Source organism: Streptomyces sp. NPDC021080 (genome assembly GCF_044333225.1).
Classification (GTDB): Bacteria; Actinomycetota; Actinomycetes; order Streptomycetales; family Streptomycetaceae; genus Streptomyces.
Map to the genome: position 1 here is coordinate 32292 of NZ_JBIRQM010000013.1, position 13491 is coordinate 45782.

Annotated in this window: 12 protein-coding genes; 5 read left to right on the forward strand and 7 right to left on the reverse strand. The window is 74.3% G+C overall.

From position 1 onward, the window contains the following. Positions 1-12: 12 nt before the first annotated feature. The 3 genes from ACH4S8_RS29310 to ACH4S8_RS29320 form a co-directional block, all read right to left on the reverse strand. Complete coding sequence (locus tag ACH4S8_RS29310; protein WP_326788999.1) at positions 13-891, reverse strand: hypothetical protein; 879 nt, start codon at positions 889-891, stop codon at positions 13-15. Between the two features lie 265 nt (positions 892-1156). Continuing rightward, entirely contained in the window at positions 1157-2674 is a 1518-nt protein-coding gene (locus ACH4S8_RS29315; RefSeq protein WP_398399247.1) for a hypothetical protein, read from the reverse strand. Positions 2675-3075: 401 nt separating this feature from the next. After that, positions 3076-3780, reverse strand: coding sequence for a GntR family transcriptional regulator (locus ACH4S8_RS29320; RefSeq protein ID WP_398399249.1), 705 nt, complete (start codon positions 3778-3780; stop codon positions 3076-3078). 187 nt (positions 3781-3967) lie between these two features. On the opposite strand from ACH4S8_RS29320, the gene ACH4S8_RS29325 reads away from it, so the two are divergent. The 5 genes from ACH4S8_RS29325 to ACH4S8_RS29345 all read left to right on the forward strand — a co-directional run bounded on the left by ACH4S8_RS29325 (position 3968) and on the right by ACH4S8_RS29345 (position 8487). Continuing rightward, the gene (locus tag ACH4S8_RS29325; RefSeq protein WP_398399251.1) at positions 3968-5287 is read left to right on the forward strand and encodes an MFS transporter; all 1320 of its coding nucleotides are present in this window, start codon (positions 3968-3970) and stop codon (positions 5285-5287) included. Between the two features lie 56 nt (positions 5288-5343). Further along, entirely contained in the window at positions 5344-6138 is a 795-nt protein-coding gene (locus ACH4S8_RS29330; protein WP_398399721.1) for a putative hydro-lyase, read from the forward strand. A 29-nt stretch (positions 6139-6167) separates the two neighbouring features. Further along, complete coding sequence (locus tag ACH4S8_RS29335; protein ID WP_398399253.1) at positions 6168-6926, forward strand: LamB/YcsF family protein; 759 nt, start codon at positions 6168-6170, stop codon at positions 6924-6926. A gap of 77 nt (positions 6927-7003) precedes the next feature. Next, positions 7004-7618, forward strand: a complete 615-nt coding sequence (locus tag ACH4S8_RS29340) for an allophanate hydrolase subunit 1 (RefSeq protein WP_398399723.1) — start codon at positions 7004-7006, stop codon at positions 7616-7618. Then, positions 7618-8487, forward strand: a complete 870-nt coding sequence (locus ACH4S8_RS29345; RefSeq protein WP_398399255.1) for a biotin-dependent carboxyltransferase family protein — start codon at positions 7618-7620, stop codon at positions 8485-8487. The genes ACH4S8_RS29340 and ACH4S8_RS29345 overlap by 1 nt, the downstream gene beginning before the upstream one ends. A gap of 183 nt (positions 8488-8670) precedes the next feature. Here the strand turns inward: ACH4S8_RS29345 and ACH4S8_RS29350 are convergent, their stop codons facing one another. From ACH4S8_RS29350 to ACH4S8_RS29365, 4 genes are all read right to left on the reverse strand, one after another. Next, positions 8671-9525 (reverse strand): SGNH/GDSL hydrolase family protein, encoded by an 855-nt coding sequence (locus ACH4S8_RS29350; RefSeq protein ID WP_398399257.1) that lies wholly within the window; start codon positions 9523-9525, stop codon positions 8671-8673. Beyond that, complete coding sequence (locus ACH4S8_RS29355; RefSeq protein WP_398399259.1) at positions 9522-10676, reverse strand: glycosyltransferase; 1155 nt, start codon at positions 10674-10676, stop codon at positions 9522-9524. Before ACH4S8_RS29355 ends, ACH4S8_RS29350 begins: the two co-directional genes overlap by 4 nt. Further along, positions 10673-11836: a glycosyltransferase family 4 protein gene (locus ACH4S8_RS29360; RefSeq protein ID WP_398399264.1), complete on the reverse strand. Its 1164-nt coding sequence runs from the start codon at positions 11834-11836 to the stop codon at positions 10673-10675. Before ACH4S8_RS29360 ends, ACH4S8_RS29355 begins: the two co-directional genes overlap by 4 nt. 139 nt (positions 11837-11975) lie before the next feature. Further along, on the reverse strand, positions 11976-13394 hold the full coding sequence (locus ACH4S8_RS29365) for a HEAT repeat domain-containing protein (RefSeq protein WP_398399266.1): 1419 nt from the start codon (positions 13392-13394) through the stop codon (positions 11976-11978). Positions 13395-13491: the final 97 nt, after the last annotated feature.

The following is a 13491-nucleotide window of genomic DNA, read 5'->3' on the forward strand; positions in this document are numbered from 1 at the left end:
GGCGGACGGACGTCAGGAGTGGAACGGCAGTCCGGCGCCGGCCACGAGTTCCAGGTCGTCGGTGTCCTCGGCGGGCAGCAGGCTCGCCGTGCCGTCCGTCACCGGGACGATGCCGAGCTCCAGCAGTTCCGCCATGGCCGCGCTGCCCGCCATGTCGCGGACCTGCAGCTGATAGCGGGCCGTCGTCCGGTAGGTCCCGCCGGCGTCGTCGCCGGTGCGCTGGAGGAACCCGGAGTCGGTGAGGAAGGCGACGGCCTTGGCGATGATGCCGGTCGTCGAGCCGGCCAGTCTTCGCGCGTCCTTGGTGGCACCGGTGGAGCTGCGCCGTGCCCAGATCCGCCAGGCCGCCTCCAGTCCGGGCGCGTCGGTCGCCGGGTCGGTGTTCTCGCCGGTCTCCTCGGCCCGCTCCTCCAGACGCCGGCAGGCCTGTCGTACGAAGGCGTCGACGCCGTTGACCGAGACGCGGCCGATGTATCCGTCGTCGGCGAGGTCCTCGGGGCGGGGGAAGGCCAGGGCGGCCACGGCGAGGTGGGCGAGTCCGTGCAGGAACCGGTCCCCGGAGTCGGTCGAGGCGCGGCGGGCGTAGTCGCCCATGCGGACGGCGAAGACCGAGTCCTCGGCGGCCGTCACCGCCATCCCCGCGCGCGGGGACACCTCCAGGACGACGAGGCCGAGGCCGGCGGCGACCGCGTCCGCGAGCCGCGCGAAGGGCGGGTCCTCGCGGTAGCGGCGCAGCAGCTCGGTGTACTCCTGGTCGCGCGCGGGCTGCAGCTTGGGCTGCAGCCCGAAGGCGACGAGCCGCGCCGCGTCGGCGGCGTCGGCGGGGGTGACGGGGGCGTTCGCCGGTGCGGCAGTGGCCTCCGGTTCACTCCACTCGACGTGCTCGGTCACGGCTGGAACTCCTTGGTCGAAAGTACGAGGGTACGGGCACGGGTGCGGGCGGGTGCCCGGTGCGAGGCTCGCGCACCGGCGGGATGCGACTGTGCCGAGCCCTGGAGACGCGGCTTCGCCGGGTCCTGGAGGTGTTCCGCCGAGCCCTGGAAGTGCGGCTCGGCCGGCCCCTGAGGATGCGGCTGCGCCGACCGTGCGCGGCCGGTGGCGCCCGACGCGGGGGTCCGGGGCGACCCGCGGTGCGCCGGTCGGAGCGGCGGACGGTTCATGCCCGGTCCGCCTTCATCCCGGCCGCGTCGAGCAGGGCCATGCCCACGATCAGGTCGGCCCCGCCGAATTCCGGGTCGTCCAGCTCGGTCCCGTCGTCCACGGCGAACAGCAGGCGTTCCTCGCCCTGGCGGTAGGCGGTGCCGACCGGCGGACTCGCGGCGTGCACGGCCAGGAGCGCCACCAGGTAGGGCAGCTCGGGATCGCGGCGGCGGGCCTCCGCCAGCAGTCCGGACAGCCGGCGCGGCGCGTCGGGCGGCAGGTTCAGCAGTTCCTTGGCCGAGGCGAGCTGCTCCTCGCTGAAACGGCTGTCGTCCGGGGTGGCGATCAGGTCGGGCTCGGGCATCTCCGCGCCGAGGTGCTCGCGCTCCAGCGGAGGCGTCAGCAGGATGTCGACGAGGTCGGCGACCCGCACGGCGACGGGGGTGCGCAGGCCCGTCCCGCGCTTGAAGAAGGCGTCGGTGACGCGCAGCGCCTGCTCCACCGGCAGGGGCAGCACCGGCGCGACCAGATGGCCGTAGAGGTCGATCCCCGAGGTCGTCATGGGGGTCCCGAAGGCCTGCCGGTCCTGCTCGGCGCGGAACAGCGGGCCGGCTTCGAGGAGGCGGGACTGGAGCTGGGTGTGCCGGCGGATGCAGTCCTTGACTATGTCGACGAGCTCGGCGGCGCGCCGCTTCTGCTCGGGGTCCTCGGACTCGTCACGGGCCTTGCGGATGTTGGTGAGGATGGCGTTCTCGTGGCGGTACCGGTCGGCCACGTGGTCCAGGGCCTCGGCGATCATGTCGGGCACGGCCTGGAGCCAGTCGACGGCCCGCACGTTGCGCCGGGTGGCGTCGAGGGCCTTGCGCAGCGTTTCCGCGTACTGGACGGTGCGGTAGCGGGCCTGTTCGGCGGCGAGCTGCGCGTCGGCCAGCCGGCCGCGGCTGATCAGGACCTCCAGCTTGACCTCGGCGGCGATCTGCGCGCTGGTGACATCGGTGTCGAGGGCGCCGACGAGGACGTTGACCGCCTCGTCGGTCGTACGGAGGTAGACGCTCCCGCCGTAGCCCGGCACTTCCTCGATCAGCTTGAAGTCGTAATCCCGGCGCACATAGGTGCCGTCGGGTGCGAAGGTGCCGTACACGGCCCGGAAGCCCCGGTCGACGCTGCCGACGTTGATCAGGTTCTCCAGGACCCAGCGGGCCACGCGCTCGTGCTCGGCGACAGGACGTCCGGGGGCCTGGGCTGCGATGCGCGGGATGAGCCTGGCCACTATCTGGTCGTGGTCGGCGCCCGTGTCGAAGTCCATGTTCAGTGTGACGAGATCGATGGCGGCGAGGGCCACCTCGGCCATGCCGTACACCGTGTACTCGCCCGCGAGATTCGCCTTGCGCATGTCCAGGTCGTGCAGCGGCGCGGTGCAGGCGAGCGCCCGCAGCCGCCGCGCCAGGCCCTCGTCGGCGGCCGGGCCCGGCGCCGGGCGCGGCCCCGCGCTGAGCTGGGGCGGAACGCTGTCCGTCGATGCAGGCGAAGTCACGGTGAACAGACTAGGTCCTCGGTCCGACAACGGTCGAAACAGCGCAGAAGCGACCACCGTCACAGCCACGCCACAACCCGCCGCCCGACCCACAACCCGCCGACCCGACCGACCCGCACCCCCGCCGGCCCGACCCGTCACCACCTGCCGGCCCGACCGACCACCACCCGCCGACCCGGCCGCCCCGCAGCCCCACCGCGAGGGCCCCGGCACCCGCCTCAGGGCCCCACGCTCCGACCGCACGCCCCGACCCCACGACGCCGTCGCCGGCCCCTCGCTCCCGCTCCCGCTCCCGCTAGAGCCTGCCGAGACCGCCCGGACCGGTCGGACCGGTCGGCCCGTCTCACACCCGTCCCACGTGGCCGATGCCACACACCGGCCCCGCGCGGCACGCGTGCCCGTCAGCCCGTGCCCTGTCCCCCGTCGGCCACCCTGCGTGCGTACACCTCGACCAGGCCCCTGAGCGAGTCGTCGAGGTAGGCCGCGAGGAGACGCTCCGCGGCGTCCCGGTCGCCCGCCCGGAGGGTCTGGAGGATCTCGTGGTTGCGCGCGAGGTACGGCTCGTGGAGCCGCTGGGGGTCGTCCACGACGTGGAACGCCAGACGCAGCTCCGCGAAGACGCTGCGCATCACCTCGTCGGTACGGGCGCTGCCGGCGAGCGCGACCAGCTCGCGGTGGAAGTGGATGTTGGCGGTCGACACTCCTTTCCAGTCACCTTCGCGTGCCGCCCGCTGCCCGTCGGAGACGGCCTTGCCGATCGCCTCCACGGCGTACGGCGGGCTGCCGAGCCCGCGGACCACGGCGCACTCGACGAGGGACCGGGTGCGGTAGATGTCCTCGACGTCCTCGACGGTGAGCACCCGTACGAAAACCCCTCGGTTGAGTTCGTGGACCAGCAGTCGCTCGTGCGTGAGCAGCCGGAACGCCTCCCGCAGCGTGTTGCGCGAAACCCCGAGGGCGCCGCCGATGCTGTCCTCGGACAGTCGCGTCCCGGGCGGGAAGAAGCCCTCGGCGATCCGGCTCCTGAGGATGTCCGAGACCCGCTCGGCGGTGCTGGTGCGGCCCAACAGGGCACGATCGTCGGCCAGTTCCGTCAGCTCTGCCATGCCCGGAATTCAACCGCAGACCCAGGAACGAAACAACACGGGTATTGAGGGATCGTTCAACGATCCTCTACCTTGACGGACAGGCGCTCCCCGCATCACCCGGAACGCGAACTGCCCAGCGCCCGAAGGCTTCCGCACGGCCCGGTTCAGTCCTCATGCACTCTCCGTCCCTCACTGCGAGGTGCCCATGAGCACGACCCCTCCATCCCAGGCCCTGACCCCCGGCACTCCACCCGTCACGGGTGAACCCGGCTCCCAGGACGGCGCGTTCGGCTGGCTGCGCGCCCTCGGCCCGCGGGGCCGGCGCGCCTTCGGCGGCGCGTTCGGCGGCTACGGCCTCGACTCGTACGACTACTTCACCCTGCCGCTGAGCATGGTCGCCCTCGCGGCCTACTTCGGCCTCGACAGCGGCCAGACGGGCCTGTTCACCACCGTCACGCTGGTCGTGTCCGCGGTCGGCGGCGCCGTCGCGGGTGTGGTCGCGGACCGGATCGGGCGCGTCAAGGCGCTGATGATCACGGTCGTCACGTACGCGGTGTTCACCGTGGCCTGCGGTTTCGCACCCGACTACGAGACACTGCTGGTCTTCCGTGCCCTCCAGGGCCTCGGCTTCGGCGGCGAGTGGGCGGTCGGCGCCGTCCTGGTCGCCGAGTACGCGAGCCCCCGGCACCGGGGGCGCACGCTCGGCGCGGTCCAGAGCGCCTGGGCCGTCGGCTGGGGCCTGGCGGTGCTCGTCTACACGCTGGTCTTCCAGTACCTCGACGACGACCTCGCCTGGCGCGTGATGTTCTGGACCGGCGCCCTGCCGGCGCTGCTCGTGGTGTGGGTCAGGCGCCAGGTGCGGGACGCCCCCGAGGCGGCCGCGGTCCGCGAGAGGAGCGCGGACAAGGGGTCGTTCACCACGCTCTTCAGGCCCGGCACGGCCGAGGCCCCGGGCCTGCTGCGCACCACGGTCTTCGCGGTCCTGCTCTCCACCGGTGTCCAGGGCGGCTACTACACACTGGCCACCTGGGTGCCCACCTATCTGAAGACGGAGCGCGGACTGTCCGTCGTCGGCACCGGCGGCTACCTGACGCTCCTGATCTCCGGAGCCTTCCTCGGCTACCTCACCGGTGGTCTCCTCACCGACCGACTGGGCCGCAAACGCAACATCCTGCTCTTCGCGGTCCTCTCCGCGGCCTGCATCGTCGCCTACGCGAACATCCCGAGCGGCGCCGACACCCTTCTCCTGGTGCTCGGTTTCCCCCTCGGCTTCTGCATGTCGGCGATCTTCAGCGGCTTCGGCTCGTTCCTCGCCGAGCTCTACCCGGCGGCCGTACGGGGCACGGGACAGGGGTTCGCGTACAACACCGGGCGGGCCGTCGGCGCCGCCTTCCCCACCACGGTCGGGTTCCTGGCCGACAGCTGGGGCGTGGGCGGAGCGCTGGTCTTCGGCGCGATCGGCTACGCGCTCGCCGCACTCGCCCTGACCGGACTCCCCGAGACCCGTGGCAAGGAGCTCCTGTGAACGAGACCGTCCGGGTCCGGCCGTCCGCCCTCCCCGGGGACGGCTCGCCGGGCCCGCTGAAGCCCGCGGCCCACGCGCGCGCGTGGACCCCCGCGAGAGCACGCCGGCGGTTCCGTTCGGGGCTCTCGGTCCCGACCGCCGGGATCGCCGCGGGCCACGCCCAGGCCAACCTCGTCTCGGTGCCCGCCGACTGGGCGTACGAGATGCTGCTGTTCTGCCAGCGCAACCCCAAGCCGTGTCCCGTCCTCGACGTCACCGACGCCGGTTCCCGGACCACCGTGCTCGCCGAGGGCGCCGACCTGCGCACCGACCTGCCGGGCTACCGGGTGTGGGAACACGGCGAGTTGGTGGCCGAGCCCACGGACGTCCTCGACCACTGGCGGTCCGACCTGGTGTCGTTCCTGATCGGCTGCAGCTTCACCTTCGAGTGGGCGCTGAGCTCCGCGGGCGTCCCGATGCGTCACATCGAGCAGGGCCGCAACGTCTCGATGTACGTGACGGCGCGTCAGTGCCGGCCGGCGGGACGGCTGCGCGGCCCCATGGTCGTCTCGATGCGTCCGGTGCCGCCCGAGCACCTGAGCACGGCGATCCGGGAGAGCAGTCTGCTGCCCGCCGTGCACGGCTCTCCGGTGCACTGCGGCGATCCGTCGGGACTGGGCATCGAGGATCTCTCGCGCCCCGACTTCGGCGATCCGGTGATCGCGGACCCGGACGACATCCCGGTGTTCTGGGCCTGTGGAGTGACACCCCAGGCGGCCGTGATGGCATCCCGTCCGCCGTTCGCGATCACCCACGCGCCCGGCCGGATGTTCATCACCGACACCCGCGACGAGCAGTACCGAGTGGCCTGAACGGGCCGGAACAGGAGGAACGGCATCCCATGACCCCCATCGATCTCAACGCCGATCTCGGCGAGGGCTTCGGCCGCTGGCGGCTGACCGACGACGAACAGCTGCTGTCCGTCGTGACCAGCGCCAACGTGGCCTGTGGCTTCCACGCGGGGGACGCGGCCACCATGCGGCGGGTGTGCGAGCTGGCGGCGGAGCGGGGCGTGCGGATCGGCGCCCAGGTCTCCTACCGTGACCTGGCGGGGTTCGGGCGGCGGGCGATGGACGTGCCCTCCGACGAGCTGGCGGCCGAAGTGGCGTACCAGATCGGCGCCCTGGAGGTCTTCGCGCGCGCGGCGGGCTCGCGGGTGGCGTACGTGAAACCGCACGGCGCGCTCTACAACCGCGTCGTGCACGACGAGGAGCAGGCGGCGGCGGTCGTCGACGGTGTCGTGCTCGCGGGCGCGGGGCTGCCCGTGCTCGGGCTGCCGTCCTCGCGCTTCCTGAAGATCGCCGAGCGGGCCGGGCTGCCCGTCGTCGCCGAGGCGTTCGCGGACCGGGCGTACACCGGGGAGGGCACGCTGGTGCCGCGTACCCAGGAGGGCGCGGTGATCACGGAGGCCGAGACCGTGGTCGAGCGCTCCCTGGGCCTGGCGCGCTCCGGGGTGGTCGTCTCGCTCTCCGGGGAGCGCGTTCCGGTCCGGGCGCGCTCCCTGTGCCTGCACGGGGACACGCCGGGGGCGGTCGGACTGGCCCGCCGGGTGCGGTCCCGGCTGGAGTCGGCGGGCGTGCGTGTGGAGGCGTTCGCGTGAGGCTCCGGCCCGCCGACGGCCGTACGGAGCCGGTGCCCGGCGGCAGGCGTACGGAACCGGTGCCCGCGGGCGACCTCGTGAAGGTCCTGCCCGTCGGCGACCGGGCGCTGCTGGTCGAGGTCTGCTCGGGGGAGGCCGCCCAGGCCCTGCACGCCGAGCTGGTACGGCGTCGCGCGGAGGGCTCGCTCACCGTGCGGGAGATCGTCCCGGCGGCCCGCACGGTGCTCCTGGACGGCCTGGACGACCCCGCCCGCCTCGCGGAGTCGCTGCCCGGCTGGAAGATCCCCCCGCCGGACGCGCACGCGGACGGCACCGTCGAGATCCCGGTACGGTACGACGGTCCCGACCTGGCGGACGTGGCGGCCTTCTGGGGGGTGGCGGTGCACGAGGTGCCGAAGATCCACGCGGAGGTCGAATTCCGGGTCGCGTTCTGCGGGTTCGCACCCGGCTTCGGCTACCTCACGGGACTGCCGGCACGGTACGACCTGCCGCGCCGGGCCACCCCGCGCACGGCGGTGCCCGCGGGCTCCGTGGCGCTGGCGGGTCCGTACACCGGTGTGTACCCGCGCAGTTCGCCGGGCGGCTGGCAGCTGATCGGCACCACGGACGCGGTGCTGTGGGACCACGCGCGCGTACCGGCCGCGCTGCTGACCCCCGGGGCGCGGGTCCGTTTCGTACCGGCGGGGTGTTGATGAGCGACCGGGCCCTCGCGGTGGTGCGGGCCGGGGCCCTGACCACCGTCCAGGACCAGGGGCGGCCGGGGCACGCCCATCTCGGCGTACCGCGCTGCGGAGCGCTCGACGCGCCCGCGGCGGAGCTGGCGAACCGGCTCGTCGCCAACCCCGCCGGGGCCGCCGTGCTGGAGACGACCGTCGACGGCTGTGCCCTGCGCCCCCGTTCGGCGGTCACGGTGGCCGTGACGGGAGCGCCCTGCCCGGTGCGGGTGGACGGCCGTCCGGCGGCCTGGGGGGCTCCCGTCCGGGTGCCCGCGGGGGCACTCCTGGACGTCGGTTCAGCGCGCGCGGGGCTGCGGAGTTATGTGGCCGTCTCCGGTGGTGTGGCGGTCGATCCGGTGCTCGGCAGCCGTTCGACGGACCTTCTCTCGGGGCTCGGCCCCCCGCCCCTGACGGACGGCACGGTGCTGCCCCTGGGAAGTCCCGGCACCCTTCACGCGCGCGTGGACGTCGCCGCGCACCGCGCACCGCCTGCCGAGCTGGTGCTGCGCGTGACCCTGGGCCCGCGCGACGACTGGTTCACCGGGCCCGCCCTGCGGACGCTCACGACGCGCGTCTACCGGGTCTCGTCGGCGAGCAACCGCATCGGCCTGCGCACGGACGGGCCCTCCCTGGAGCGGGCCGTCGCCGGTGAACTCCCCAGTGAGGGCATGGTGCTGGGGGCCGTTCAGGTGCCGCCCGACGGCCGCCCGGTCGTCTTCCTCGCCGACCATCCGACCACCGGGGGCTATCCGGTGATCGCGGTCGTCCGTCCCGCCGACCTCACGGCGGCCGCTCAGGCGGTGCCGGGAACCCCGGTGCGCTTCGTGGCCGTAGGCCGTCGGTGATGCCGTCGCGGGCCGTGCGGAGCGAACGGGGCACCGGTCCTCACGGCCGGTGCCCGCCTCGCGCCTCCGCCCGGCCGTCGGCCCCGCCCGACCGTCAAGCCGCGCCACCCCTCAGACCACGTACGGCCTCCAGCCACGCCCGTGCCTTCAGGTCCCGCCCCGCCTCCCGGCAACGTCCATCCCTCAGACCACGTCCGGCCGTTCCGCCACGGACAGGGCAGCCAGGGCGGACGCGACGGCGTGCGAGGCGCTCAGGTCGAGGCGGGCGCTGGTGCCCCGGGCCCGGTGGCGCACCTCGGACGCGGCGAGGGTGAGCAGCTGGGGCAGCAGGTCCGTGCAGCGCCTGGCCACCCAGCCCGTTCCCGCCGTGGCCAGCCACAGCAGGCTCGCGGAGCGGGTCGGCGCGGGGAATTCGGCCTCGGCCGAGGGGGCGATCCCGGAGGCGACGCCCTCCTCGGCGAGCAGGGCGTGGAAACGCAGGGCCAGTTGACGGTGCCCCCGCTCCCCCGGGTGCAGCCGGTCGGCGCTCCACACGGCGCGGTCCTCGAGCCAGTCCTCCTCCGCCGCGTGCAGATGCATCGCCCCGTGCCGCTTCGAGAGGGCGTGCACGACCGCGTTGACCGCGTGCTGACGCCGGGCCAGCGGACGGGCCAGGGCTCCCGGCAGCCCCAGCATCGAGCCGGGGTCCGGGAGGCAGGCCGTCAGCACGATCGCGTCCCGCGCGCGGAAGGCCGCGTACACCGTGTCGAGCCGTTCGGCCACCGCGTGGATGTCGAAGGTGTACCGCAGGGTGTCGTTGACGCCGATCACGACGGAGACGATGTCGGGCTCCAGGGCGAGCGCCGCCGGGGTCTGCCGTTCGAGCACGTCCCGTGTCTGTGCCCCGCTGACCGCGAGGTTGGTGAACCGCACGGGCGCGTCCGCCGGAGCGAGTCCCGGGGCGAGCAGCTCGGCCCATCCCCGCCACCGGTCCCCCACGGGGTCGCCCACGCCTTCCGTGAGGGAGTCCCCGAGGGCGACGAACCGAACCCGTCTCATGCCACGCCCTCCTGGAGACGTGGCCGGGGCACGGCCACCGCGTCGTGCGCGGCGAGGAAGCCCGCCACGGCGGCGTCCCAGCCGAAGCACTCGGCACGCGCGCGTGCGGCCTGCCTGCGCTCGCCCTCGGCGCGGCCGAGCAGCAGTCGTACCGCGTCGGCGAAGGAGTCCCCGCTGTCGGCGGCGGTGGCTCCGGCGGAGCCGACGATCTCCGGCAGGGCGGAGTGCGCGCTGGCGACGACGGGGGTGCCGCAGGCCATCGCCTCCAGGGCGGCGAGCCCGAAGGTCTCCGCGGGCCCGGGTGCCAGGCACACGTCCGCCGAGGCCTGGAGCGAACCGAGCAGGGTGCGGTCGGCGACGTGCCCGAGGAAGGTGACGGGCAGCCGCCGCTCCCGGGCGCGCTGTTCGAGCCGGGCCCTGAGCGGTCCGTCCCCGGCGACGACGAGCACGGCCCGCTCACCGCGCCGCAGCAGCGCCTCCAGCGCGTCGAGCGCCGTACCGGGGCGCTTCTCGACCGAGAGGCGGGAACACATCACGAGCAGGACCTGGTCCGCGCGCGCGTGGCGGGCGCGCAGCGCCGGATCGCGCAGGGCGGGGTGCCGGTCCGTCAGATCGACGCCCAGGGGGGCGCGTACGACGTTGCGGGCGCCGATCCGCACGAACTCGCGCTCGGCGAACTCCGTGGTGCACACGACGCGCGCGTAGGTGTGCGCGGTGCGGACGTTGAGGGCGTCGGCGGTGCGGCGGGCCATGGCCTCGGGCAGTCCCCAGGTCCGCAGCACCCCGTCGGCGGTCTCGTGGGAGACCATCACCGCGGGCACCCGGGCCCGTCGTGCCCAGACCCCGGTCCAGCGCAGGGTGGTGCGGTCGGAGACCTCCAGCCGGTCGGGGGCGAGCGACTCCAGGAGCCGGGCGACCCTGCGCCTGTCGGTGAGGACGCGGTAGCCGCCGGTGCCGGGCAGCAGCGGGCCGGGCAGGGTGATCACCCGTCCCTGCGCGGTGTCGCGGTCGCTCGCGCGCTCGCCGGGTATGACGAGGACCGGTTCGTGACCGGCGGCCAGGTAGCCGGCGCCCAGCTCCCGCAGGGCGGTGCGCAGCCCTCCGGAGGAGGGGGCGACGAAGTTGGCGAGCCGTACGATGCGCAGGCTCATGCCGCCACCGGCTTCCGTGCGCAGAGCACGTCCTCGTAGTGGCCGATGAGCTGGTCGCCCACGGCGGCCCAGGTGCGGCCCTCGACCATGGCGTGGCCTGCGGCGCCGTAGGCCGCCCGCAGCGCGGGATCGGCGGCCAGGGTGCGCACCGCGTCCCGTACGGCGTCGGCGTCGCACGGCGGGACCAGCAGTCCGGTGCGCCCGTGGTCGACCAGGTCGAGCGGTCCGCCCGCGGCGGGCGCGATCACGGGCACGCCGCTGGCCATGGCCTCCTGCACGGTCTGGCAGAAGGTCTCGAAGGGGCCGGTGTGCGCGAAGACGTCCAGCGAGGCGAAGATCCGGGCGAGTTCGCCGCCGGTGCGCCGGCCGAGGAAGACGGCGCCGGGGAGCGCGCCGCGCAGGGTGGTCCCGCTGGGGCCGTCGCCGACCACGACGACGCGGACGCCGTCCAGTCCGCAGACCCCGGAGAGGAGTTCGACGTGCTTCTCGGGGGCGAGCCGGCCGACGTACCCGACGATCAGCTCGCCGTTCGGCGCGAGTTCGCGGCGCAGCGCCTCGTCGCGGTGGCAGGGTCGGAAGCGGGTCGTGTCGACACCGCGTGCCCACAGCCGCACCCGGGGTACGCCGTGCTCCTCCAGGTCGCGCAGGGCGGCGCTGGAGGGAGCGAGCGTCCGGTCGGCGGCGGCGTGCACCGAGCGGATGCGCCGCCACGCGGTGGCCTCACCGGCACTGATGTAGGTGCGGGCGTATCCGGCGAGGTCGGTCTGGTAGACGGCCACGGCGGGGATGCCGAGGCGGGAGGCGGCCGCCATGCCGCGGACGCCGAGGACGAAGGGGCTGGCCAGGTGGACGATGTCGGCGCGGTGTTCGGTGATGGCCGCGGCGACGCGCCGGCTGGGGAGGGCGACGCGGACCTGGGGGTAACCCGGGAGCGGGATCGAGGGGACACGGACGACCGGGCACGGCGCGAGGGCGTCGGGCCCGTTCCCGGTGGGGGTGCCTCCCTGGTCGGGGGAGGCCGAGGACTTGGGGGAGGTGGCCGGGGCGACGACGAGGGGAGCGTGACCGCGATCGACGAGGTGCCGGGCGGTCTGGAGCGCGCAGTGGGCCACGCCGTTCACATCGGGGGGAAAGGATTCGGTCACGATGACGACACGCATACGGGTGTTCTCGCCCCGTTGGACGTGGCCGCGTCAACGTGGATCTATGCGAACGATGAACGTCCCATGAGCGTTGCCCTCCGCCCCCGAGCAGGTCAGCCCCCGTCCACGCGCTCCTGACTCCCGGGTCACCGAACGTTCATACGGCCGGCGCGTCGGGCCCGATCCTGCTCCGTACCGCTGTCTGGACCTCGGCCTCCTCGGCCGGATCCGACGCCAGTCGGCGCAGCTGATCCACCACGCGCGCGTCACCGGTCTCGGCGTGCCGGGCGGCGATCTCCCGGGTGGTCTCCTCGCAGTCCCAGAGGCATTCGACGGCGAAGCCCGCGGGGAAGGAGGGATCGGTGGCGGCCAGGGCGCGGGCGGCGCGCTGGCGCAGGTGCGACGACGCGGTCTCCCGGTAGACGTGCCGCAGCACGGGGGCGGCGCAGGCGATGCCGAGCCGTCCGGTGCCGTCGACGAGGGTCCACAGGGTCGGCGCGTCGGGCCCCTCGCCCCGTACCGCCTCGCGCAGCGCCGCCAGGACGAGATCGCGGTCCTGCGCTCCGCCCCGGCAGGCGAGAACGCGGCCGGCGGCGGCGCCGAGCGCGTCGGGCCGGTGGGCCCAGCCGCGCGCCCGGTCGACGGCGGCGACGCTCTGCATCCGTTCGAAGGCGTCGACGGCGGCGTCGGCGACGGCCGTCGAACCGTCCGCGACGGCCGACTCGACCAGGTCGAGGGCGTCCGGATCGTTGCCGTCGGCGAGATAGCGCAGGGCCGTGCAGCGCGCGCCCTCCGAGCCGTGGCGCGCGGCCTCGACGATCTCGGGACGGTCCTCCGGTCCGGCGACGGCGGTCAGGCAGCGGGCGGCGGGGACGTGCAGCGCGGCTCCGCGCTCGATGCCCTGCTGGGCCCATTCGAAGACGGCGCCGACGCTCCATCCGGGACGGGGACCCGACGGCCGCATCTGGCGCTGCCAGCGGTCGAAGGACCCGGCCTCCCGGGCGGCACGCACACGGGTGGCGACGGACGTACGGGAGTCCTCGGCCCACAGCCGCCAGGGCCGCGGCTCGAAGGCGTCGCGTACGGCGGCGGCGAGGGCGGCCTCGCCCTCCGGGTCGGCCGGGAACCGGGCGAGCACGGGGGCGGCGAGGGCCCGCAGGCCCGCGTCGTCGTCGCGCAGGGCCAGTTCGTCCAGGGCCCAGGCCCAGTTGGAGCCGACCGCGGCGTACCTGCGCAGCAGCGCGAGCGCGTCGCGCCTGCCGTACGAGGCGAGGTGTCCGAGGACGGCGAGGGCGAGCCCCGTGCGTGACTCGCAGTCGTCGAGGATGTCCTCGGCGTCGAAGAGGTGCCGCTCGATCTCGTCGAGCTCACCGCTCAGATCGAGGTAGAGACGGGCGTAGTACAGGGAGCGGTTCTCCACCTGCCAGTCGTGGCGGGGGTCCCTGAGGACACAGTGGTTCAGTGCCGCGAGCGCCTCGGCCCGCGGTGCGGTGAGCGCGTGCAGCGTGCCGTCGCCGCGGCCCCTCTGGAGCAGGCCGAGCAGGGTACCGCTGGGCGCTATGACCGGATCGAACATGGGAAACAGCCTCACATCAAGCGTCGACGCAACCGGGATCCTGCATTACCTGGCCGCGTGACAACACGTCGGGGCGCCCGCCGTCTCTTGCTTGCTG